The following is a 23,907-nucleotide window of genomic DNA, read 5'->3' as shown; positions in this document are numbered from 1 at the left end:
ACTCGAATAAGTTTTATTTGAGAGCGTTAGCGCGGTCTAAATATTCTTTGGCTTTTGCCTCATTACCTTTATTTTGGTAGAGCTTGGCCAAGAGTTCATATGTTAGGGGATATATCGGGTCTAATTTTTGGGCAGTTTCGAGCGCAGCAAGGGCTTCACTGGAATTTCCTAATTCTAAATTCGAATAACCTAAAAATATCCAGGCATCCCGATATTCGGGATTTTTTTGAACCAAATCTTTAAGAATTGGAAGCGCAAGTCTGGCTTCACCAGTTTGATTTAGCATCTGGGCCAAAATCGCTTTTTGGGTTGGCTCGCTTTTGGTATTAATAATTTTTACTGTCGCTTGGTTAAAAAGTTTGGCGTTATCAGTTGTTTCTTTTCTAAAATAATTTTTAGCGCTTTGGTAATCACCGAGATAGGCGAAATAAATTCCTAGCCAATAATTAGAACCAGTATCAGAAAAAGCAGTTTTCGCTTTGGCGGAATCTTTTTTAATTAAATAAATTTTACCCAGGTTAATTTGTAAAAGTTGGCGATCGTTGTTGTTAGAAATTTTGTCAAGTCCTTTATTTAAAATCTCGACCGCTTTGTCTAAATTATTATTTCGCCAATTGATATTTGCCATTGCTAAATATGTTTTCGGGTCATTTGGTAAGATTTTCCTAGCTTTATTATAATAGGAATAGGATAATTGATAATTTCCCAATTTTTCATATGTTTCGGCCACTTTAAAAGTCACCCCAAAATTACCAGGTAAAAGCAAGCGCGCTTTTAAATATTGGGTCTTCGCTTCCGGATATTCTTGGTTTTCCATTAATTTATCACCCAAACTAAGATATGTTGCAGCTAAACTAGTTCGGTATGGTTTAGTCGCGAAAAAAATTCCCACGAGAACTAGAATAATGCCTAAAATTATTAAAATTTTTTTCTTCAAAATCCCCTCCTGCACTCCAGAAAATTAATATAATTGGTGTGCAACCCGCTGATATTCGCAGCACGAACCGTGTATGAACCCGCCCGCAACGCCTGAGCGTAGTAATGGCGGGCGCGGTAATACTGAAAAGGTGAGTTCTAAGACTTGGCGGGCATAATCCCCAATCTCTATTTCGGACCACAGAGTTATTAACTGTTGATTGTTAACCGTTTACTGACTTTTCGGCCACTCAGAAATTATCAATGGCGTTTTTTGACCGAGTTCACGCCAAATTTCTTCGGTAATAAATGGCATAATCGGATGCATTAATTTCAAACTTTGGCAAATGGTGTAATATAAAATTTTTTGGGTATTTTTTTTGAGCTTTTCGTCTTTCATCTGCTCTTTGGAATATTCCAAATATTGATCGCAAAAAGTATGCCAGAAAAAGTTATATAATTCTTGGGCAGTCTGGCCAAAGCGGAAATTCGTCAAATTATTATCAGTTGATTTGATGATATTATTCAAGTTGTTGAGAAACTTCTTATCGTGGTCAGTAATCGCTTTTGGGGCTTTGTCCATTTTTTGGAGTTTGGTGTCGGAAATTTCCAAATTCATGCGCACGAATCTGACCGCATTCCAAATTTTGTTCGCAAATTTTGCACCAGCCGCGATGGTGTCTTCGGAAAATTTTAAATCCTGAACCCCAGTATTTTGTGCGAGCAAACCAAATCTAACCGCATCTGCACCGTATTTTTTAATTAATTCCAAAGGATCAACACCAGTGCCTAAAGATTTAGACATGCGCCTGCCTTCAATATTAAAAATTGTCGGATGGATATAAACATCGCGAAAGGGAATCTCGCCAGTTAACTCCAAGCTGGAAAAAATCATTCTCGCCACCCATAAGAAAATAATATCACGGGCGGTTGACAAAATTTGGGTGGGAAAATAATATTGAAAAACCGGCGATGGTTGCGGCCAACCCAGAGCCGCAAACGGCCACAAGGCTGATGAAAACCAAGTGTCTAAAACATCTTCAACTTGTTCATAACCTTCAGGCGGATTATCGCCAACATAAATGTCTAAATCCGAATTTCTAATTTCTAAACTTTTGGAATTTTGAAATTGGGATTTGTTTAGGATTTCGGATTTCGGATTTCGGATTTCTTCCTGTTTGTGCCATACCGGCAATCTGTGTCCCCACCAAAGCTGTCTGGAAATGCACCAATCTTCAATATTTTCCATCCAAGCCAAATACACTTTTTTCCAAAATGCGGGGTGAAATTTAATTTTCCCCGTTTTTACAGCTTCAATGGCGGGTTTAGCCAATTGCGACATTTTTAAAAACCATTGCAAAGACGGCAAAGGTTCAACCGTAGTTGAACAGCGATCACAAAGTGATAAATTATGCTCGATTTCAACTTCCCTTGATATTAATTTTTGATCGCGCAACCAGGCGACAACTTTTTCGCGAGCTGCTTTTGGCCGCAAACCGACAAAATCCTTGCCAGCAGCTTCAGTCATTCTAATTTTTTCATCAATTATCTTGATTTTTTCCAAGTGATTTTTGTCCGCGATTTTTTCATCAATTATTGAATGCGCTGGCGTCAAGCCCACTGCCCCGGTGCCAAATTTGCGATTAATCGAAGAATCGGCGACCACTTTGATCTCGCGTTTTTGGCCGGCAAAATCAATTTGAAAAGTTTTGCCAATAAATTTTTTATATCTCTTGTCCTTGGGATGCACTGCCACGCCAGTGTCGCCAAGTTTTGTTTCTGGCCTGGTGGTGGCGATGGTAATCGGAAATTTTAAATCATATTTAAAATAATATAAGAGAGTTTTTTGCGGTTTGTGTTTGACCTCAATATCGGAAATTGAAGTTGCGCAACGCGGGCACCAGTTAACTACGCGCGTACCTTGATAAATCCAACCCTTATCATAATAATGTTTAAAGGCGGTCATGACCGCTTCAGTATATTCGGCATCCATCGTAAAGCGGTTGCGTTGCCAATCACACGAACAGCCCAAAGTTTTTAGCTGGCCCAAAATCCTTTTTTCGTATTGGTTTTTCCAGTTCCAAACCTCTTTCTCAAAATTTTTTCGGCCAAGATCCAAGCGGGTTTTGCCTTCTTTGGCTAATTTTTGCTCAACTTTGTTTTGAGTGGCAATGCCGGCATGATCAGTACCTGGCTGATAGAGAGCGTTTTTGCCTTTCATCCTTTGCCAGCGAATCAAGCTGTCAATAATCGTATTGTTTAAAGCATGACCCATATGCAATTCACCGGTCACGTTTGGAGGCGGAATCATCATGCAGAATGGTTCTTTGCCGGTATCAATATTAGCTTCAAAAAATTTGCCTTTTTCCCAATATTGATAAATTTCAGGCTCAACTTTTTTCGGCTCGTATTGTTTAGACAATTCTTTATTCATAATGTAATTTTATTATAGCTGATTTTAATAATTAGCTCAACTCTAAATTAGATTGCGCGGAGATTTTTTGCCACCCTTTATTAAATTCTTGAGCGGCGGATTTTGTGTTAATTTTTAAAGCCGCGGCGACCGCGATCATCGCCGCATTGTCTGTGCAGAGATTTTTGGGCGGCATCAAAAAATTAGCTTTTGAATTAAGGGTTTCAGCTTCTAATTTTTTCCTTAAAGCTGAATTTGCCGCGACGCCGCCAGAGAGCAAAATAGTTTTCGCCTGATATTTTTGAGCCGCTTTCAAGGTTTTTGCGACCAAAACATCCACAATTGCCTGTTGAAATTCAGCCGCGATTTCGTTTCTAAATTGTTGGATTTTTTTAGGTCCTAATTCTTTAGTCAGCCTTAAAACTGCGGTCTTAAGTCCGGAAAACGAAAAATCAAAATCTTCGCTGTCAATCATCGGTCTTGGAAGTTTAATTTTAAGTTCTAATTTTCTACTTTTTAAAGCTGCGACTTCAATTGCTGGTCCTCCAGGATATTCTAAGCCCAACAACTGCGCCACCTTATCAAAAGCTTCACCGGCCGCATCATCTCGGGTTTGGCCAATCGTTTTATAATTTCCCAATTTACGCATTAATACTAAACTAGTATGCCCGCCCGACACGATTAAGCAAATAATCGGAAATTCAATTTGTTTTAAATTTTTATCAACAAAATTAGCCGCCAGATGCCCCTCTAGGTGATTTATGCCGATTAAAGGTTTTTTGAAACTATATGCCAAGGTTCTAGCAGTCTCCACCCCCATCAAAAGTGAGCCAATTAAACCCGGCCCGACCGTGACGGCAATCGCCTCGAGTTCGGCAAAATTAGTCCGAGCCTTTTTTAACGCTAAATTAATGGTTGGTAAAATATTTTCTAAATGAGTTCTGGAGGCTAATTCAGGAAAAACACCGCCGTATTGGCGATGTAATTTAATTTGCGAGGCAACGACATTAGACAGAATCTCAATTTCAGAACCTACTTTAACAACCGCTGCTGCTGTTTCGTCACATGAAGTTTCGATGCCAAGAATAAGTTGTCGCGGTTTCACTTGCCCCGCTGTTCCGACTTGTCGGGACTTTGCGGGGTCGTAAGAGGTTTCAATCCCTAAAATTTTCATAAAGCCATTTTACCATTTTTCCATTCGATTTAAAAGGAAATAGACGGTTAAACATTGGAATGATATAATGTAAATATCTCGGAAGGGAGGCAGATAAAGTGTCGGAAAATACTGCGACTGATATAGACCAAACCAGAGAAATTCTTCAAGCCCAAAAAGATTTTAAAGCGATTGAGGAAGCACTTGAACCTTTTTATCTTCAAGCCCAAGAAAAACAATTGCCAAAAAATGAAATTGAATTGATGATGGAAGAGGCTTTACGTATTTTTGGCTGGAATCAGAACGGACCCCAGGCAGTCCCGGACCTTTTGCCAAACAGGAATATGCATTCAGCATCATTGGTAATTGATATTCGGAGATGGTATCAAAAACTACCCGATATTGAAAGACAAAATCTTTGTTCTGGGGTTGTGAGATTAAGACGGCTTATGCGCATTTCTGACAAACAATCCGATCAAGATACTGACCAGACAATAGCCCGGGATATACATTTTATGTTGCGTCCACCAGCAGTTTTGCCCTCTGAAAGTACTTCTTCAATTTCCCTATAATATAATAATTATTCAACATTTTTTTCTAATTGCTGGCAACAATTCTGCTCACAGAACTTTTGCCAGCTTTTTTCTTGTCATTTTTAGCTTGAAATGATAAAATTAGAGAAAAGAGAAAGCCGAAATTAATGGAAATTTTACCAGCTGAAATTTGCGATCAAGAAAATTGGAATAATTTTGTCCAAACCTCAGAATTGGGCAGTTTTTTGCAAAGTTGGGAATGGGGTGATTTTCAAGAATCATTAGGCAATCGCGCTTTTCGCCTTAAAATCATTGAAAATGATAAAATAATTGCCATAGCACTTATTATTAAACATAAACTGCCTCGCAATTTGAGTTGGTTATATTGTCCGCGCGGTCCAGTTTTGGGAATTCGCAACTGGGATTTAAAAATTGGCCAAGCGCTTTTTGCTAAAATTGCGCAAATTGCCAAAAAAGAAAAAGCGATTTTCCTCAAAATTGAACCCAAGGTCAAAAAACCATATCAGCTTCAAATTCCCGAAAAATTTAAAAAATCACCCGGGATTCAGCCTGCTTCAACTTTAGTTTTACCTTTGGAAATATCTCCTGAAAAATTGTTAGCCCAAATGCATCATAAAACCCGCTACAATATCCGGTTAGCGGAAAAAAGAGGCGTTCAGGTTCGAGTTTCCGAAAACTTCAGTCAAGACATCGAGGCATTTTATAAAATTTTATCTGAGACGAGCCAAAATCAAAAATTCGATATTTTCAAAAAAGAGCATTATGATAAATTATTAAGGGTTTTTGGTAAAAATGGCCGAGCGAAATTATATCTGGCGGAACATCAAAATGAGGTGGTGGCGGGAATTCTAGTCTCATTTTTCGGTTCCGATGCCTGTTATTTGCATGGCGGCAGTTTGCCAAAATTCCACCAGGTTATGGCGCCTCATTTATTACAATGGCAAGCAATTCAAGACGCTCAAAAAAATGGCCAGAAATTTTATGATTTTTGGGGCGTGGCGCCTGCTGACCAATCTCACCACAAATGGTTGGGTTTGACGCGTTTTAAATTGGGTTTTGGTGGCGAGCGAGTAAATTACTTGGGCGGTTTTGATTTGGTTTTTGTGCATGTTTTATATCAATTTTATCGCGGTTTGAGTTTTTTGAGGAGAAAGTTTTAACCCGTCTAAATCCCAATCGCGATCGTAATTTCGCCGAGGTTTCACCCTAAAAATAATGAGTTTTTGGAGCTTCAATGTATAAAATTAAACAATTTTTGAAAAAAATTCTCCCCTCAGGTTTTATAAATTTTTATCACCTTATGCAGAGCCGGATTGCCTGTGTCCGTTTTGGTTTTCCCGCTCAAAAAATGATCATTATCGGCGTCACCGGCACCAACGGCAAAACTACGGTTGTTAATTTAATTAGTTCAATTTTGCAGGGCGCTGGTTATAAAACCGCGCACATAAGTTCGGTTAATTTTCGAATCGGCGATGAGCTTTGGCCAAACTTAACCAAGATGACCACGATTTCCGCTTTTCATCTGCAGAGTTTTTTAGCCAAAGCCCTCAAAGCTGATTGCCAATATGTGGTTGTGGAAACCACTTCTCACGCCATTGATCAAAATCGGGTTTGGGGCATTCCTTATGATATTTTGGCTTTTACAAATTTAACGCACGACCATTTAGATTATCACCACTCTATGACTGAATATCGCGACTCCAAAGGTAAATTATTTGCCAAATTAATGAAATTTGAACGCAAACCAGGCGTGAAAAAAGTCTCGGTCATAAACGCCGAAGACCCAACCTTTGAATATTTTTGGCAATTTCCGGCTGATAAAAAATATTCATATCGAATTGGACCGCGCGCCAAAGCTGACCATGAAATTATTGCTCGCCACACTTTTTCAGATATTGCCGGCAGCCAATTTGTGGTCGAAACACCTTTTGGCTCAGCGGAATTTGTTTTAGCTTTGCCTGGCAAATTCAACATTGAAAATGCCTTAGCTGCTATTTGCGTTGGTTTGTCTCAAAATATTGACCTCAAATATATTAAATTAGGCTTGGAAAGATTAGTGCAGGTACCAGGGCGAATGGAAAAAATAGAAGAAGGCCAGGATTTTGGGGTGATTGTTGATTATGCCCACACCCCAGATGCTTTGCAAAAAATTTACCAAACCGTCAAGCCTTTGGTGCCCGGGAAAATTATTTCAGTTTTAGGTGCCACTGGCGACCGCGACAAAACCAAACGACCAATTATGGGTGCTTTAGCTTCGCAATGGACTGATATTGTGATTGTCACTGACGAAGATCCCTATCACGAAAGGCCTAAAGACATTATTGATCAAGTCGCCGCCGGTGTGCCGCGTGGCAAAAAAAATCAAAAAATGGTGCTGGGTCAAGATTATTACAAAATTTTAAATCGCCAAAAAGCGATCAAAAAAGCGATTCAACTGGCTGAAAAAGATGATTTAGTGGTCATTACCGGCAAAGGGGCGGAAATGTGTATGGCGGTGGGTGATAAAAAAATCCCTTGGGACGAACGCCAAATCGTCCGCGATGAACTCAAAAAGCATTTGAAAAAATAGCCCTTAATTTTAAATAAATCGATGATGGGCTCGCTTCAGCGGGCTTTTTTTGGTAAAATAGAATAGGTATAATTAGTTCAATTAACCTAATTACTCTAATTGACCTAATGAATACCCAATTACTCAATTTCAAATATCTGAATTTAGTTATTGGGAATTTAAACATTGGGATTTGTTTAGAAATTAGAATAATTAGAAATTAGAAATTTTCCAGAGGTTTGATGTCCAAAACTAAAAAAAGATTAGTTTTAGTCGATGCGCCAGCGATTGTGCACCGCGCCTTTCATGCAATTCCGCATCTTACCACAAAATCTGGTCAGCCGGTGAATGCGGTTTATGGTTTCTGCATGATTTTTTTGAATATGATTCGGGACTTAAAACCGGATTTTTTAGTGACGGCTTTTGATATTAAAAAACCAACTTTCAGGCATAAAGCTTTTAAAGAGTACAAAGCCAAACGGGTTGCCGCGCCTCAGGAATTATACGATCAAATTCCCAAAATTAAAGAAATTATTGAAGCTTTTAGTGTGCCAGTGATCGAAAAGGCTGGTTTTGAAGCCGACGATATTATTGGCACTTTTGCAGCCAAGACCCAAAAATTAGTTGATGAAGTTATTATTGTTACCGGTGATCTTGATACTTTGCAATTAGTTAACCCTAAAACCAAAGTTTACACCATGAAACGCGGTTTAACTGATACCGCCATTTATGATGAAGATTTAGTTCAAGAACGCTACCAGCTCCCACCAACGAGCCTGATCGATTTTAAAGCCTTGAGAGGCGATCAATCTGATAATATTCCAGGCGTGGCGGGGATTGGTGAAAAAACCGGCCAGGAATTAATTGAAAAATACGGCTCAATTGAACAAATTTTCAAAAACCTCGACGAACTTTCGCCTAAACTCCAAAAGCTCTTAACCGGCGCAGAAAAACAGGCTGAATTAGCCAAAAAACTAGTCACCATCGATCAAAATGTACCACTAGAAATTCAACTAGCAAAATGCGCTTTTGGCGATTTTGACCGTACCCGAATTGCCAATTTATTCCAAGAATTAGAATTTAGAAGTTTAATGACCAGAATTCCCGGCGCCAGACAAACCAGCCAAACAAACTTGTTTGAGGCCGCCGTTGAAAAAACCAAAACCACCCCAAAAAATATCCCAATCCACAAAACTGAAGCTGAATATCTTTTAATAGTAACCAATGATCAATTTGAGCAAATCTGCCAAAAACTTTCCCAGCAAAAAGGGATTGTCATTGACACTGAAACTGACCGGCTTGACGCAATCTCCTCCAAATTATTAGGAATCTCGGTCAGTTTTGAAGAAAAAAAAGCCTTTTATATTCCGGTTGATAACGACCATGGTCAAGCTTGGCTTAAAAAACTCAAACCAATCTTGGAAAATCCGAAAATTGCCAAATTCGGCCATAATCTAAAATATGATTATCTAGTTTTAAAAAGAAATGGCATTGAATTGACGCCGCTTAGTTTTGATACGATGATTGCGTCCTATTTATTAAATCCACACACCCGCGCTCACAACTTAGACCAAATCGCTTTTGCGGAATTAGGCGTGGAAATGATTCCGATTGAAGACTTGATCGGCAAAGGTAAAAATTTAAAATCATTAACCGAGGTGCCAACTGCCAAAATCGCCCAATATTCTGGTGAAGACGCTGACATTACGCTCAGATTGGTCAATATTTTTAAGCCCAAAATTAGCGAAGAAAAACTTGATCAGCTTTTTTATCAAATTGAAATGCCTTTAATTAAAGTTTTAGCCGAAATAGAATTAGCCGGCATCAAGGTTGATGCTAAATTCCTTAAGCAATTATCCCGCCAGACTAGCTTGAAGATTGAAAAACTTAAAGCTAAAATTTGGAAATTAGCCGGTGAGGAATTTAATATTAGTTCCACCCAGCAGCTTTCAAAAATTTTGTTCGAAAAATTACAAATTCCTTTGACTCAGGTTAAGCGCACCAAAACTGGTCATTCTACGGCCGCCTCTGAACTTGAAAAACTCAAAGGCAAGCACGAAATTATTGACCTAATCCGCGATTATCGAGAAATGACCAAACTTAAAAATACTTATCTAGACGCCTTGCCAAAATTAATCAATCCCGAAACTGGTCGGCTGCATACCAGTTTTAATCAAACCATTACAGCCACGGGCAGATTGTCATCTTCTGAGCCAAATTTGCAAAATATCCCGATTCGAACTGAGTTGGGACGGGAAATTCGCAAAGCCTTTATCGCTAGTCTTGGCAATAAAATTGTTTCCGCAGATTATTCCCAAATTGAATTAAGGGTGATGGCGTCATTGGCAGATGATCAAAAAGCCATCAAAGCTTTTAAAGAGGGTGAAGATTTTCATGCTGCCACCGCCGCGGAGATTTTTGGAGTTGGTTTAAATCAAGTAACTCCGCAACAACGACGGGTTGCCAAAACCGTCAACTTTGGCGTTTTATATGGTATGAGCGCCTATGGTTTAGCACAAAGCTTGGGCATTAACCAAAAAGAAGCCGCGAATTTTATTGAACGCTATTTTCAAGCCTTTGCTGGCATTAAAAAATATCTTGAGGAAGTGATTGCCGAGACGCGCGAAACCGGTTTTGTCGAAACCCTATCAGGTCATAAGCGCTATTTGCCAGAAATTCATTCAGGCATGTCTCAAGTTCAAAAAGCCGCCGAAAGAATGGCGATTAATATGCCGGCGCAAGGCACAGCCGCGGAAATTATTAAAATGGCGATGATAAAAATAAAATCAAAAATTAAAGAGCCAAAAGTAAAAATGTTATTACAGGTTCATGATGAATTGGTTTTTGAGGTACCCAAAGACCAAGTTGCCAGTGCTGCGGTTAAAATTCGCGAAATTATGGAAAATGTTTTTAAATTAGACGTGCCAATCAAGGTTGATATTTCGGTTGGCGACAACTGGCAAGAACTGAAAAAAATAAAATTATGATTTTTTTAATCTATGGTAAGGACAATTTTCGCGTTTTAGAAAAAATGAACCAGGTTCAAGCAAAATTTGTCGAAAAAACCGGTTCTGAGTTTAATATTGAAAAATTTGACGAAAATATGAGCCTGAGTCAATTTAAAAACTCACTTATCGTTACTAATTTTTTATCAGCCCAAAAACTCATCATCGTGAAAAATTTCCTTAAGAAAGCCAGCCCAACTGATGCCAAAGAAATTGCCAAAATTATTGTCAAAATTCCAGCCGAAGTGACAGTGGTTTTTGTTGAATCAGAACTTAGCCCAAAAAATCCAGTGCTTAAAAAAGTCACTGAAATTGGCAAAGTCTGGCAATTTGAGCCTCTCGCAAGCCAAGGGATTTTGACTTGGGCTAAAAAAAGAGTCGAAGAAAAAGGTGGCAAAATTGATTTTGAGGCCGCCGAAACCTTAACTTTTTTTGTTGGCAATGATTTGGGTCGTTTAGATTTAGAAATTGACAAACTTATAGAATATAAAGATAGGAAAGAAATTCACGTGGAAGATGTTCGTGACTTGGTCAAACCGCAATTTTCACCCAGCATTTTTGAGCTTATTGATTCGTTAGCCGCGAAAAATTTAGCCAAAAGCCAGCAAATTTTAAAAAATTTACTCGTCGCCGGCGAAAATGCTTTATATATTCATACCATGATTGTGTACCAGTTTCGAAATTTGATTATTATAAAGGCCTTATCCGAATCTGGTTTGGGATCAGCCCAAATTCGCGAAAAAACCAGATTGCACCCTTTTGTTATTCAAAAAAGTTTGCAACAGATTAGAAATTTTTCTTTATCAAATCTGAAACTGATTTATCAAAAATTAATGTCGGCGGAAATTGCCATGAAAACTGGCCAAATTGATCCAGATTTTGCTTTGGAATTGCTTGTCTTGGGTTTGATGGGATGATAAAATAAGGACAGAATTAACTAATTAACCTAATTAGTCTAATTTCTAATTATTCTATTATTCTCAATCCACCTCTTCGGTGGATCGCCGAGGAGGCGATTCATGATTCATAATTCGCTCCGATATCGCATCGGAGCTCACAAGGGGGGCTGTGAAATTCCGGTCTAAGTGCTTGTTAATTATTTTTGCCAGTTTGATCTTGTTTTGGCCAAGATCTATTCAGGCTCAAGAAAATTTTGTACCAATTAGTCTTAGCCAGCTTAAAATTAATGCCATTCTTGGTAACAATGGCCGGCTAAAAGTGCAGGAAAATTTTGTCTTTTCAAATCGCTTTGTGGCTGATTTTGCCTGGGCAATTAATGCCAAAAATATTTCAAATTTACAAATTTATCGTTCAGACACGAAAATCTCCAAAGATCAATATAAAATTCGAAAAGTTGATAACCAGATTTTAATCTATGATTTAGCAAGCCCAAATTTGGGTGATACTTGGCGCATTGAATATGAACAAGCCGCCGAATTTATGCCAACCGAAAACCAATATCAACTGCGCTTTCAGCCGATTAAAAATCCCGGGATTAATATTGATAGCCTTGAGGTCTTTCTCGTTTTTCCGCAGAATGTCAAAGCTAACCAGGTTTATTTATCTCATTATGCAATTCATGGAGTAGGCAAGAGTGGGGCGCGAGTCAAAAATGGCGCTATGTATTATTATGCCAAAAATCTCTCGCCGTATAGTAGCTTTACCTGCCAAGTTAAATTTAATAAAAATTTAATCAAAATGGCGACTATGGTCAAGATAATGACGGAAATCCGATTAGCTGGTTTGGATTTTTGGCTGGCGGCGACCATCTTTTTGCCGAGCGTGATCATCTTAAGTTTGTTAGCGATGATTTTAATTCGCCGACGTTCTGGTGGGCCGGAAATTTCCGATCGAGTTTCAGATCGGCCTCCCAATCAAATGAGCCCGCTTTTAGTGGGCGTTTTATTTCGGCAAAAAATCGGGCCGGCGGAAATTGCCAGCCAAATTTTGGACTTAGCTAATCGTGGCTATTTGGTTATTTCTGAAAAAGGCGATGGCTATAATATTGGTGAAAAAAAATCATTTAACGATGCCCAGCCATTTGATCGCGCCTTATCTGAAGAATTGCTCAAAGGCCATTTTAAAGAAAGTTTAGCCGGTATTGAGGAGCAACCCGAAAAAGTCTTATTTTCCGAGGCAGTTTTTAAAATATATGCCAAAGCATATGATCAAATCGCGAAATTAGGTTATTTTGTCCAAGGCCCCAGAACGATACTCTATCGATATCAAATTTTTGGCATTTTATTGTTTTTCTTGTCAGCGCTGGCAGTTTTTATCTCTCCAGCTTTTGTCAATCCGCCTTATATAGTTTTGGTTTTCACGGGATCTGCAATTGCCGCTTTATTTATCATTGCTTTATCGAGCAAAATGCCGATGCGCACTAAAAAAGGCCGACGCGCCTTGTCGGACTGGCTGGCTTTTCGCCGTTATTTAATTCGTTATCCCAAACAAACTACCGCCGCCGAAGCACAGCGGGAAGAATTCATTAATTATTTACCATATGCGGTGGTTTTGGGTTGCGAGAAAGAATGGGCTAATCATTTTAGCCGTATCCCCTTTAATTTACCTGAATGGTATTTGTCTTATCACGAAATTGGCACTTTGCCAAAATTTACGCAAAGGCTTTATCCAATGATTGAAATTATCACCCAGACCCTAATGGCCCTCAAAGAACCATTAATTTAGATTTTATTTTGAGCTCGTATAATAATCAGGGATAGGAATCTTGCCAGCCATCGCTGCTGGCAAAATTACGAAATTAGCAATGCCAACAATATTTTCTTTGGGTAAACTGCCCCAAACCCGCGAGTCGTTCGAATTTTCGCGATTGTCACCCATCACAAAATATTCATTGGCACCCAGATGCCATTTTTGCTGATTTGATAATTTATCCGTGACCATATCTTTAGTTAAATACATTTCAATCATTTTCCGACCATTAACCCAAACCGCTTTATCTTTGATTTCAATCGTATCGCCCGGCAAACCAATTATTCTTTTAATATAAAGCTCGTTTGGATCGCCGGGGAATTTAAAAATCGCCACATCACCGCGTTGAATTCGGTCAATAATTCGAAAGGTTTTATTGACGATTAAATATTCTTTGTCGTGAAAATTTGGCTCCATGCTCGCCCCAGAAACCGCAAAAATGCTCACCACAAACAAATGTCCTAAATAAATCACAATCGCGATTAAAATAACCCATTTGCTTAAATCAAAAAACCGCGCTAACCTATAAAAAATTTTGCTTTTAGAACTTTTATTTTCTAATGATAGACGCGGTCGAATCACATTGCGCATACCCCTCCTGCACTCCATAAATTATATAAAAATAGGTTGTGCAGCCCGACGACCAAACGCATCATGAGTCGTGCATGAACCCGCCCGCAACGCCAGCAAACTGTTTTGCATGGCGGGGCGCGGTAATACTGGAAAGGCGAATGATAAGTTAAGTCGGGCTTTATCTAAATATAAAAATTATGATTTTTTAGCCGGTTTTTTCGCAGTTTTTGCCGCAGTTTTTTTAGCCGGTTTCTTGGCAGCAGATTTGGCGGTTGGTTTGGTAGCTTTCTTGGCGGCTGGTTTTTTTACCACCGGTTTGACTTTTTCTTTTTTGGGTAAAGCTAGCTTTAATTTTGCCAATTGAATTAAATATTTTGATTTAATTCGAGCGGCTTTGTTCTTATGAATGACATGATTTTTGGCGGCTTTATCAACCACAGAAACTAATTTTTTCACTTCCGCAGCACCGGCTTTTTTGGCTAAGGCGGCCGAGGCGGCTTTTTTGGCTTTTTTGATTACGTTTTTGGTGACAACATTGCCAAGTCGTCTTTTGGCTGATTGTTTTTTGGCTTTTTTAGCAGATTTTATTTGTGGCACGATTCCTCGCTTTCGCTCGTCAAGATTAAAAATTAAAGAGAAAAGATTATAAATTAAGATAAAAAATAAAATATAAGATTCAATTTTAAAATTTAATCTTCATTTTTGCTTTTGACTTTTTTATCTTTACTCTTTATAAGATATCAGATTTTTTCCAAGATTGCAAGAGTTTCGTATGTGATGACAGGGGGTTCGAGTTGTATGGTTGACTTGGGCATCAATTTATAATAAAATAAACGCAGTCATCGCACCCTACAACTTTTCCTTCCAAGGAGGCAGATCCTAATGGTTGAGGGAAAAAGATATCATTACACAACATATGTATCAGGACTTGGTGTCTTGGGCTTTGTTATTGTTGTTGATTCAGGAACTCTTCCCCCAATTAATCGCTTGTTTCGGGTTCAAATCAACATCTTTCAAAGACGCTTTTCTGAAACTAAATTAGATTTGTTTTGGAAAACTGTTGAACCTGCGGTTTACTTTGTTCGTGAGTGTTTAGTTGATAATGAAGAGCTAAGAGCGCAATATCGACTTTACCCTGATATTTTTGAGACAATTACTGCCCACATCGTGTCAAGAAAATCAGAGAGTCATTCTGATGGCAAATTAGAAATAGCGGCTGATTTGCCCGAAGAAGAAATACCTGATGATTTGTTGCCTGTAGTTGCCCGAATCAGAACCTGGAAAGAATTTTTGGATTCCCGCGAGATCGGCTATGGTCGGTATCAATTGTGCAAGGATGATTGGTGTGAAATTCATGTTGATTCGTCTCTTCTTACTTATCACTCTGATTCTGATCGCCAACAATATTTTGGTTTTAATCCTAAAGTCCAGCCACCCAAGATTGAAGAAGAATCAATTTGTTGGGAGATCCCAGATATCAGGGTCAGATATAGACTATCCCATTCCTTTTCAAATTCTAAAATCGCCCAAGAATATGGATATCTTGAAGTATACCAACAGTATTACCAAAAGAGGGAAGATAAAAAAAAAGCCCAAGAACAGCAGCAAGCGCAGGCTTTGCAAGATCAAAAACGGCAAGAAGCAATTATTCTTCAGAAGTTTAGGGCGCAATTGTTGGCAGAAACTTAAATTTTCAAATTCTAAGCGTGGTTCGAAACCAACCCAAAAGTCGGTTTTTAGCCACGTTTTTTTATTTCCTCAGTCAAATTAAGATTTGACCCTGCACAAGTTTGCCTTTCAGCTTTATTCGCGGTAAAATTAAAGCAATATTATATTTGGTGTGTTTTAATATGGGGGAATTATGAAATTTGACGAGGTAATAAAAATTTATGAGATTGAAAAAAAGAAATATGGCCGGGAAATTTACAAACACATTTCCGACATTTTTAAAAAAGCAAAAGAAATCCACAAAAAAGATTTTACCCTAACTGATCATGAACAATCTTGGAGGTCGTTTAAGGGTAAAAACTTGGAAAAATTGATAATGTATATTATTCAAGATCAAGTCGAGAGTTTGGGATTAAAAATTATCTCCGGCAGTACATTTGAAAGGACAGGAAATGCTAATTTACCCCCAGATGTAAGTAAAATAAAAAGGAATCTTTTAATCGATTATGGAGAATTTGGTCATCATTTACCCGATGTTGATTTAATTATTTACAACCCCAAAAACTGTAAAGTTTTAGCCGCTATCTCAAGTAAGGTCACATTAAGAGAAAGAATTGCCCAAACAGGGTATTGGAAACTTAAATTTTTGCAAGACCCGGTGACCAAAAATATAAAAGTATTCTTTATTACTCCGGACGAAGATGGCACTTTAACTTCCAAAAAACCGACCAAAAAAGGTCGAGCCATCGTCGAGGTAGATACTGATGGTAGTTATGTAATGTCTGATAAGAATATTGATGAAAGCGATAAAGTGAAATCATTTGATAAATTTATTGAAGATCTAAGGAGGATTTGTAAATGAGCGATGAAAAATTAAAAAACGGAATGCTTTTTAAGGCTAAAAACATCAAACTAATCAAACAAAAAAAACTGACGAATCCTAAAAATGACGAAAAGCCACCTTTTGAAACCACAACTTTATGGGATTATCCTAAACAAAGCTATGGTGCTATCCCAAAAGGTAATAATAAATTTCAGGGAGTAACGCCGGCATTTATTATCTGGAACATGATTCAAAGATATACCCAACCAGGAGATTTAGTTGTTGATCCAATGTGTGGTAGCGGTACAACCATTGATGTTTGTAATGAAGAAGGAAGAAAGGTAATCGGTTATGACATCCATCCCCAAAGAGAAGATATTATTAAAAACGATGCCCGTAAAATTCCTCTTAAAGATAATTCGGCCGATATGGTTTTTATTGATTCGCCTTATGGTGATAACGTAAATTATGGTACTGACCCTTTAGATATTGGTAAAATATCCGCTGAAGATTCGAAATTTTATCAAGAGCTCGAAAAAACAACTAAAGAGATTTATCGCGTTTTAAAACCAGGCAAGGTGGTCGGGTGGTTAATCGGCGACCAATGGGTTAAAAGAAAATTCACGCCGGTTGGTTTTAAAATATATGCGATGATGGATAAATATTTTGAACCTGTGGACTTAATCTGTGTCACAAGAAGACAACAAAGTTCAAACACAGGAGTTTGGCATTATCGAGCTCGAAAATTTAATTTTTTTCTTAGAGGTTTTAAACACTTAATTATAATGCGAAAGCCCTTAGAAAAAGCAACTCCAGAAAAATCAAAACCCAATAAAACTAAAGTCAAATGGAAAAAATATAAATAGACAAAATTTATTCCGAAGCTGATAAAAAATGATTAAATAATAATAAAAATCATTTGGTGGTAAATGAAATAAGTGTAAGGTTTAGGGCGAATTGAATATTCAAAGCATTATTAATTTTATTGAAGTGCATCACATTTTATTTGTTGATATTTTAATTCCGTTGATAATTGCCTTAATCACTTTCTTTTCAACTAAAAAATATTATATTAATAAATCAATAGCAAACAGTCCCTCTATAAAAGTTGGAGGTAATATCAACGCGGGGGGAAATATTAGCGTTGGCAATAAAATAAATCGTTTTATTGATGCTAAACCTAAAAATATTTATTCCTTCATTTATTATTTAGATAAATCAAAATGGAAAAAAGAATTAATTGGTAATAACAGAATTTGGATTTGCGAAGAAGATGAGACATACCAAATTATAGATAAAGACAATTATGAAAAATTTTCAGCGGAATGGACTCAAATTTATCCCGATAGATTAGGTTCTGGCAAACATTCCATTATTTTAAAAATAAATAATATTCCAATAAAAGAAATTATTTTTATATACTGCGATGGCGGCAGAATATCTGTGCCTTTGCCCGAAATGGAAATTAAAAAAGATAAACGGGTTTTTTTCTGGGATAAAAATTCTATCGAATATAAATTAGGAAAAATAATTGGACATTTTTACATTTATAAAGATATTGAGGGAGTCGCAGAGATGTCCAAAGTGGAAATACGTTAGTGTAAAATACGCCAAATCCGATTCAGAAAAGGCGAAAAAATATAATATCAATCCCATCTCGCGGGATTTAAAATAATTTATTGTGGAATAAGGAGGTCAAAAGCCTCTTTATTAAAATATACTAATTATTCGTTATTCATAATTCATTATTCCATATTCTATTTTGGGATTTGACCCCACACAATGCTCGCCGTTCGCAGGGTCTACGTCCATGCCTCACAATGTCGCATCTGCGGGGTGTCTACATTTGACAATTTTTTTCAAGCTTGGTATATTGAAAAAACAGGGTGGGGCTAAGGATGTGAAATGGAATTAAACCCAAAACAACAAACAACCGAGTTGATTAAAAAGAGCCAAAAAATCTTGCTCTTATCATCAAATCCAGACGGCGACAGCTTGGGGGCAGCAATCTCCCTTTTTTTAATGCTCAAAAAACTCGGCAAAGATCCAGTCATGGTTTGCTCGGGTAAAATTCCCAATCGTTATGATTTTATGCCCCAAATTACCAATATTAAAATGGATTTTTCGGAAATTAGAAATTTTATCATCACCTTGGATGTTACCAAAACCCCGGTGGCAAAATTAGGCTATAAAATCGAAAAAGACAGATTAAATATCATTATTACGCCTGATCAGGGTGCTTTTTCGGCTGAAGATGTCAAAATTTCTCAAGAACAAGCCCAATTAGATTTGATTATTATTTTAGACACCCCGGATTTAGGGCTTTTGGGTGATCTATACGAAAATAACGCCGAGATTTTTTACAAAACCCCGGTGATAAATATTGATCATCACGCTACCAACGATTATTTTGGCAAGATTAATTTGGTTGATTTAACCGCCACCTCGACTTGCGAAATTTTAGTTTCAATTGTTGAGGCTTTAAGCGCAGAACAGACTTTAATGGATGAACAAATTGCCACCAGCTTGCTGACAGGCATTATTTCTGACACCGGTAGTTTTCAAAATTCCAACACCACGCCCAAATCGTTAACGGTCGCGGCGCAATTAATCGCCCAAGGCGGACAACAACAAGAAATTGTCAAAAAGCTTTATAAAACCAAGCCTTTATCAACTCTCAAATTATGGGGACGAATTTTAGCCCAAATTCGCGAAGACAAAGAGAATAAGTTTATTTGGTCTTTGGTGACCATCCGAGACTTGGAACAGACCTCGGCTTCTGAAGAAGAAATCACCGGTGCGATTGACGAACTCTTAACTTCCACACCGGATGCCGAAGTAGTTTTGCTACTATCCGAAAGGGAAGATGGCATTTATGGCAGCATTCGCACCACCAAAGGCGTGGACGCTTCGGAAATTGCCAAAAAATTTGGCGGTGGCGGACATGTTGGCGCGGCGGCTTTCCAGCTCAAAAACGCCAATTTAGCTTTGGTAGAACGCGATGCGGTGGAAAAAATCCGCCAATTTCAAAACCTGCGCCTGTTTAGCCGGCCGTAAAGCCGAGAAAGTCTTGCATTTTTTTGCACAATCAGGTATAATCAAAACAGGTTCAAAATGAATAATGAGACTTTAATCAAAAAATACAAGGAACACGATCAGGATACAGGCTCGGTCGGAGTCCAAATTATTTTATTGACCCGACAAATGGCAGACTTAGTTGATCATCTCAAAGATCACCGCAAAGATCATGATTCCAGACGAGGTTTGCTTAAAATCGTTAACAAAAGACGCAAGCTTTTAACGTACTTAGCCAAAACTGAACCTAAAAAGTACCAATCGATTATTGTTGATTTAAAATTAAGAAAATAACTGGCCAAAAAATGTAAGAGGACCGACTAAGTTTAGGCACTCGATTTAGTTGATCTTCTTACTTTTTAGAGCTCAAGCTCTAATTGGCCTCAAGGGGACAATTTATGAATTCAAAAAATGAAACTCAAAAGTTTAGCATTAAATTAGGCGATGCTGATTTTGAAATTGAAATCGGCAAAATGGCCGCTTTAGCGACATCATCTGTTTTAGCAAAATGGGGCGAAACCGAAGTTTTGGCCACGGTGGTGGTTTCTGATGAACCCAAGGAAGGCGTGGACTTTTTTCCCATGCTTGTTGATTACGAAGAAAGATGGTACGCGACCGGTAAAATTTCCGGTTCTCGTTATGTCAAAAGAGAAACTCGACCCTCCGAAGAAGCTATCTTGGCCGCACGCATGATTGACCGACCTTTAAGACCGCTTTTTCCTTCAGGATATCGCAATGATCTTCAAATTGTGGTCACGGTACTTTCTGCCGATTTGATTCACGATCCAGACACCGCTTCAATAATTGCCGCTTCAACTGCGTTAATGATTAGCCCGGCGCCATTTGCCGGACCGGTTGGTGCGGTTAGAATTGGCAAAGTTGATGGTAAATTACAGGCTCATCCGACTATGGGACAGATGGATGAAGCAGATTTAGATTTAGTGATTGCCGCCACCAAAGAAGGCATTTTAATGATTTCCGGTAAAGCCGATCAATTGCCAGAATCTGAATTTGTCTCAGCTTGCGAAATGGGTTTAACTGCCATTAAGCCAATTTTGGAGATGCAAAATAAAATTTGTAAAGAATTAAAAATTAATAAAGAAGAAATTAACCCCAAAAACCACGATTTAGTTCAAGAAATGACTAAATTTGTGGGCAAGAAATTATCAACTTTAGTCGCCGCGGCTACTGACACTAAGCACGACGAACAAATTTCTGAATTTGAAAAAGAAGTTTTAAATAATTTTGAAGGCAATTACAAACAAATCGAAATCAAAACCATTTTTAAGGATTTTTTGGAAAAAGAACTCAGAAAATCAATTTTGGAGAAAAAAATTCGACCCGATAGCCGCAAATTAAACGAAATTAGACAAATTTCCATTGACACTGGTTTATTGGCTCGAACTCATGGCTCGGCACTTTTTTCTCGTGGACAAACTCAGGTTTTGTCAGTCGTCACTTTAGGCTCTCCTAGTCGCGAACAGCTGATTGAAACTATGGAAGAAGAAGCCACCAAAAGATATATGCACCATTATAATTTTCCGCCTTTTTCTACGGGTGAAATTAGTCCTCTAAGAGGCGCCTCTCGTCGAGAAATTGGTCATGGCTCATTGGCCGAAAAAGCCTTGCAAGCAGTTATTCCCACCAGAGAACTTTTCCCATACACGATTCGTGTCGCTTCCGAGGTTTTAGCTTCTAATGGTTCAACCTCAATGGCGGCGACTTGCGGTTCAAGTTTGGCCTTAATGGATGCCGGTGTCCCGATTAAAGATCAGGTGGCGGGCATTTCTATTGGTTTAGTTAAAGAAGGTGCAAAATATGTTCTCTTAACCGATATTATCGGCGCTGAAGATTTTGCTGGGGATATGGATTTTAAATTAGCCGGCACCAAAAAAGGCTTGACCGCTTTTCAGCTTGATGTTAAAACTACGCAATTGAATATGGAAATCGTTAAAGGCGCGGTTGAAGAATCCAAAAAAGCCAGAATGATAATCTTGGATAAAATGAACGCCGTGATCGCTAAGCCGCGCAAATTACTTTCTAAGTATGCACCCACTGTTAGCGTGATTAAAATTAATCCCGATCGGATTCGCGACGTGATTGGTCCGGGCGGTCGGATTATTAATGACATTATTGCAAAAACTAATTCTAATATTGATATTGAACAAGACGGTTCAGTCACAATTTCGTCTCAAGACAAAGAAGGCGCGCAAAAAGCCAAAGACTTGGTTTCGCAACTAACTCATGAAGTTAAAGTCGGTGAGCAGTTTCAGGGCAAAGTCGTCAAAATTTTAGATTTTGGCGCTTTTGTGGAATTTTTGCCTGGCCAAGAAGGCTTGGTTCATATTTCACAACTGGCACCACAACGGGTTGAAAAAGTGACCGATATTGTCAAGGTTGGTGATGAAATTCCGGTCAAAGTGATCGAAATCGACCAGCAAGGCCGTATCAATTTATCATTAAAAGCTGCCAAATCTCAAGCCAAAAAATAGCCCATTTTTAATTTTTATTGATATTTTATCCGATAGGTCTTGACAAACTCGAAATTATTTGCTATAATGGAATTAATCTAAATATAGAACTATTTGATTTTGAACTTATTAATTTGAGCTTTTGAAAGCTTTTGACGTTCTCGTCAAATCTGTAATTTTTATTGCTCAATAATATTTTCGGTTCTATTTAATTTATTTTATGAAGGAGAAAACTTATGTACAGTCAGGTCTCAACAATACCTGTTGATAAAACTCAAACTAACCAAATTGAAACTCATTCTTCAAAAACGCTCAAAATTATCCCTTTGGGTGGTTTTGGCGAAATTGGCAAAAATATAATGGTCATCGAATATGACCAGGATATTTTAGTCATTGATTGCGGAATGATGTTTCCGCACGAAGAAATGTTAGGGATTGATTTTGTCATTCCCGACACTCGTTATTTAGAAGCCAACCGAAATCGTATTCGCGGCTTAATTTTAACCCATGGTCACGAAGACCATATTGGCGCCATGCCGTATTTAATGGATCGTCTTGGTTGCCCGGTTTATGGTTCAGCCTTAACGATTGGTTTGGTCAAAGTTAAATTTGAAGAATTCGGCGTTTCCGCCGCAAAATTAAATGTTATTAAACCCGGCGATTCTTTACGTTTGGGCAATTTTCAAATTGATACTTTTGATATGATTCATACCATGTCCGGAGATTTGGGTTTATTAATTCATACTCCGGTCGGTCGAATTTTGCATTTAGCTGATTTTCGATTTGATGATTCTAAGGTTGGCAGTGACGAATCCAAAGCCAGATTAGCCGAAATTGGCAAAAAAGGCGTTTTTCTTTTAACTATGGACAGTACCAATGTCGAAGAAGAAGGCAAAGCCATTTCCGAAGAAGCCGTTGAAGAATCAATCGGTGAAATTTTCAAAAAAACTTGGGGCAGAATTATTGTCACTTCTTTTGCCTCTTCAATCCCCAGAATCCAATCTGTCATTTCGGCTTGTCAAAAAAATCACCGCCGCTTATTTGTGGCTGGTCGCAGCATGGAAAGAAATATTGAAATGACCGAACGCTTAGGCTATTTATCGGTGCCTAAAAATTTAATTTATAGTATTAAGGAATTAAAAAATACCCCGGATCGTGAAGCGGCAATTCTTTGTACCGGTAGCCAGGGCGAAGAATTTTCCGCCCTAACTCGAGTTGCCGCCGGCACTCATCATCAAATTCGCGTCAAAGCCGGTGACACCGTCGTCGTTTCTGGTTCGGTTATTCCGGGTAACGAAAGACCAATTGCCAACGTTGTCAACAAGCTTTTTAAACTTGGCGCTGAAGTAATTTACGGCGGTGAATCTGCCGAAATCCATACTTCGGGTCACGCGAAAAGAGACGATCTAAAAGAAGTCTTTAGATTAACCAAACCTGAGTATTTTGTACCCATGCATGGTGAGTTTCGCCATTTGGTGATTCACGCCAAATTAGCCTTAGAAATGGGCGTGACGCCAAAAAATATTTTTGTCATGGAAAATGGCCAGGTTTTAGAATTTTCTCAAAACTCCGCTCATCTTTCCCGTGCCCGTATTCCTTCGGGTTATGTGTTAGTAGATGGTTTGGGCGTCGGTGACGTCGGTAATATTGTTTTGCGCGATCGCCAAGCCATGGCCAAAGACGGTATTTTAGTCGCGATTATGACCGTGGATGCGAAAACTGGCAAACTCTTGACCTCTCCGGACATTATTTCCCGCGGTTTTATTTACATGCGCGAACGTGAAGATTTAGTCCATCAAATTCGTTCTGAAGTTAAATCTTTACTGGCAAAATATAATGAACAAAATCGAGGCGATTGGGCCACGATTAAAACCCAAATTCGCGAGGATTTAGGCCAATTTATTTACAATGAGACCCAGCGTCGCCCCATGATTTTGCCCGTGACTATTGAGCTCAATAAATAATTATCAATAAAAAAGAGGTGCCGAATATGGCGAAGT

Annotated in this window: 19 protein-coding genes; 14 read left to right on the top strand and 5 right to left on the bottom strand. The window is 38.3% G+C overall.

Going from position 1 to position 23,907, the window contains the following annotated elements; all coding sequences use genetic code 11:
* Window positions 1-13: 13 nt before the first annotated feature.
* The 3 genes from VJJ80_02000 to tsaD form a co-directional block, all read right to left on the bottom strand.
* On the bottom strand, window positions 14-937 hold the full coding sequence (locus VJJ80_02000; GenBank protein HLC38878.1) for a tetratricopeptide repeat protein: 924 nt from the start codon (window positions 935-937) through the stop codon (window positions 14-16).
* A 210-nt stretch (window positions 938-1,147) separates the two neighbouring features.
* On the bottom strand, window positions 1,148-3,349 hold the full coding sequence (locus tag VJJ80_01995) for a valine--tRNA ligase (protein ID HLC38877.1): 2,202 nt from the start codon (window positions 3,347-3,349) through the stop codon (window positions 1,148-1,150).
* 31 nt (window positions 3,350-3,380) lie between these two features.
* Window positions 3,381-4,433, bottom strand: a complete 1,053-nt coding sequence (gene tsaD / locus VJJ80_01990; protein ID HLC38876.1) for a tRNA (adenosine(37)-N6)-threonylcarbamoyltransferase complex transferase subunit TsaD — start codon at window positions 4,431-4,433, stop codon at window positions 3,381-3,383.
* 167 nt (window positions 4,434-4,600) lie between these two features.
* Here tsaD and VJJ80_01985 point away from each other — a divergent pair, with 167 nt between their 5' ends.
* From VJJ80_01985 to VJJ80_01960, 6 genes are all read left to right on the top strand, one after another.
* Window positions 4,601-5,053, top strand: coding sequence for a hypothetical protein (locus tag VJJ80_01985; GenBank protein HLC38875.1), 453 nt, complete (start codon window positions 4,601-4,603; stop codon window positions 5,051-5,053).
* A 128-nt stretch (window positions 5,054-5,181) separates the two neighbouring features.
* Window positions 5,182-6,195 carry a peptidoglycan bridge formation glycyltransferase FemA/FemB family protein gene (locus tag VJJ80_01980; protein ID HLC38874.1) on the top strand — a complete coding sequence of 338 codons (1,014 nt, stop codon included), beginning with the start codon at window positions 5,182-5,184 and terminating at the stop codon, window positions 6,193-6,195.
* A gap of 74 nt (window positions 6,196-6,269) precedes the next feature.
* Window positions 6,270-7,604: a UDP-N-acetylmuramoyl-L-alanyl-D-glutamate--2,6-diaminopimelate ligase gene (locus VJJ80_01975; GenBank protein ID HLC38873.1), complete on the top strand. Its 1,335-nt coding sequence runs from the start codon at window positions 6,270-6,272 to the stop codon at window positions 7,602-7,604.
* A gap of 221 nt (window positions 7,605-7,825) precedes the next feature.
* On the top strand, window positions 7,826-10,570 hold the full coding sequence (gene polA / locus VJJ80_01970; protein ID HLC38872.1) for a DNA polymerase I: 2,745 nt from the start codon (window positions 7,826-7,828) through the stop codon (window positions 10,568-10,570).
* Window positions 10,567-11,505, top strand: a complete 939-nt coding sequence (gene holA, locus VJJ80_01965; protein ID HLC38871.1) for a DNA polymerase III subunit delta — start codon at window positions 10,567-10,569, stop codon at window positions 11,503-11,505. Before polA ends, holA begins: the two co-directional genes overlap by 4 nt.
* Before the next feature lie 151 nt (window positions 11,506-11,656).
* Entirely contained in the window at window positions 11,657-13,273 is a 1,617-nt protein-coding gene (locus tag VJJ80_01960) for a DUF2207 domain-containing protein (GenBank protein ID HLC38870.1), read from the top strand.
* A gap of 3 nt (window positions 13,274-13,276) precedes the next feature.
* Here the strand turns inward: VJJ80_01960 and lepB are convergent, their stop codons facing one another.
* Both lepB and rpsT read right to left on the bottom strand, forming a co-directional pair.
* Window positions 13,277-13,888, bottom strand: a complete 612-nt coding sequence (gene lepB / locus VJJ80_01955) for a signal peptidase I (GenBank protein ID HLC38869.1) — start codon at window positions 13,886-13,888, stop codon at window positions 13,277-13,279.
* Window positions 13,889-14,065: 177 nt separating this feature from the next.
* Window positions 14,066-14,467 carry a 30S ribosomal protein S20 gene (gene rpsT / locus VJJ80_01950; protein ID HLC38868.1) on the bottom strand — a complete coding sequence of 134 codons (402 nt, stop codon included), beginning with the start codon at window positions 14,465-14,467 and terminating at the stop codon, window positions 14,066-14,068.
* A gap of 285 nt (window positions 14,468-14,752) precedes the next feature.
* Between rpsT and VJJ80_01945 the strand changes: the two genes are divergently transcribed.
* From VJJ80_01945 to VJJ80_01910, 8 genes are all read left to right on the top strand, one after another.
* Complete coding sequence (locus VJJ80_01945) at window positions 14,753-15,559, top strand: hypothetical protein (protein ID HLC38867.1); 807 nt, start codon at window positions 14,753-14,755, stop codon at window positions 15,557-15,559.
* 172 nt (window positions 15,560-15,731) lie between these two features.
* On the top strand, window positions 15,732-16,400 hold the full coding sequence (locus tag VJJ80_01940) for a BsaWI family type II restriction enzyme (protein HLC38866.1): 669 nt from the start codon (window positions 15,732-15,734) through the stop codon (window positions 16,398-16,400).
* Window positions 16,397-17,227: a DNA methyltransferase gene (locus VJJ80_01935; GenBank protein HLC38865.1), complete on the top strand. Its 831-nt coding sequence runs from the start codon at window positions 16,397-16,399 to the stop codon at window positions 17,225-17,227. The genes VJJ80_01940 and VJJ80_01935 overlap by 4 nt, the downstream gene beginning before the upstream one ends.
* Window positions 17,228-17,318: 91 nt before the next feature.
* On the top strand, window positions 17,319-17,960 hold the full coding sequence (locus VJJ80_01930) for a hypothetical protein (protein ID HLC38864.1): 642 nt from the start codon (window positions 17,319-17,321) through the stop codon (window positions 17,958-17,960).
* A gap of 306 nt (window positions 17,961-18,266) precedes the next feature.
* Window positions 18,267-19,418, top strand: a complete 1,152-nt coding sequence (locus tag VJJ80_01925) for a DHH family phosphoesterase (GenBank protein ID HLC38863.1) — start codon at window positions 18,267-18,269, stop codon at window positions 19,416-19,418.
* A gap of 57 nt (window positions 19,419-19,475) precedes the next feature.
* The gene (gene rpsO / locus VJJ80_01920; protein HLC38862.1) at window positions 19,476-19,730 is read left to right on the top strand and encodes a 30S ribosomal protein S15; all 255 of its coding nucleotides are present in this window, start codon (window positions 19,476-19,478) and stop codon (window positions 19,728-19,730) included.
* Between the two features lie 104 nt (window positions 19,731-19,834).
* Window positions 19,835-21,928, top strand: coding sequence for a polyribonucleotide nucleotidyltransferase (locus VJJ80_01915; protein ID HLC38861.1), 2,094 nt, complete (start codon window positions 19,835-19,837; stop codon window positions 21,926-21,928).
* A 215-nt stretch (window positions 21,929-22,143) separates the two neighbouring features.
* A complete protein-coding gene (locus VJJ80_01910) occupies window positions 22,144-23,871 on the top strand; it encodes a ribonuclease J (protein ID HLC38860.1) in 1,728 nt (575 codons plus the stop codon).
* The last annotated feature ends 36 nt before the right edge of the window (window positions 23,872-23,907 follow it).

It is taken from the genome of Patescibacteria group bacterium (assembly GCA_035288465.1).
Classification (GTDB): Bacteria; Patescibacteriota; UBA1384; order DATEAH01; family DATEAH01; genus DATEAH01.
The sequence above is the reverse complement of the archived record's forward strand: the minus strand, read 5'-3'. Positions and strand labels throughout refer to the sequence as shown.

What these genes read in the sequence shown, in the direction of transcription:
- VJJ80_01940 (HLC38866.1), top strand. Translation starts at nt 15,732, where the DNA reads ATGAAATTTGACGAGGTAATAAAAATTTATGAGATTGAAAAAAAGAAA.
- VJJ80_01975 (HLC38873.1), top strand. Translation starts at nt 6,270, where the DNA reads ATGTATAAAATTAAACAATTTTTGAAAAAAATTCTCCCCTCAGGTTTT.
- holA (HLC38871.1), top strand. Translation starts at nt 10,567, where the DNA reads ATGATTTTTTTAATCTATGGTAAGGACAATTTTCGCGTTTTAGAAAAA.
- VJJ80_01910 (HLC38860.1), top strand. Translation starts at nt 22,144, where the DNA reads ATGTACAGTCAGGTCTCAACAATACCTGTTGATAAAACTCAAACTAAC.
- VJJ80_01915 (HLC38861.1), top strand. Translation starts at nt 19,835, where the DNA reads ATGAATTCAAAAAATGAAACTCAAAAGTTTAGCATTAAATTAGGCGAT.
- VJJ80_01995 (HLC38877.1), bottom strand. Translation starts at nt 3,349, where the DNA reads ATGAATAAAGAATTGTCTAAACAATACGAGCCGAAAAAAGTTGAGCCT.
- polA (HLC38872.1), top strand. Translation starts at nt 7,826, where the DNA reads ATGTCCAAAACTAAAAAAAGATTAGTTTTAGTCGATGCGCCAGCGATT.
- rpsO (HLC38862.1), top strand. Translation starts at nt 19,476, where the DNA reads ATGAATAATGAGACTTTAATCAAAAAATACAAGGAACACGATCAGGAT.
- lepB (HLC38869.1), bottom strand. Translation starts at nt 13,888, where the DNA reads ATGCGCAATGTGATTCGACCGCGTCTATCATTAGAAAATAAAAGTTCT.
- VJJ80_01980 (HLC38874.1), top strand. Translation starts at nt 5,182, where the DNA reads ATGGAAATTTTACCAGCTGAAATTTGCGATCAAGAAAATTGGAATAAT.
- VJJ80_01945 (HLC38867.1), top strand. Translation starts at nt 14,753, where the DNA reads ATGGTTGAGGGAAAAAGATATCATTACACAACATATGTATCAGGACTT.
- VJJ80_01935 (HLC38865.1), top strand. Translation starts at nt 16,397, where the DNA reads ATGAGCGATGAAAAATTAAAAAACGGAATGCTTTTTAAGGCTAAAAAC.
- VJJ80_01925 (HLC38863.1), top strand. Translation starts at nt 18,267, where the DNA reads ATGGAATTAAACCCAAAACAACAAACAACCGAGTTGATTAAAAAGAGC.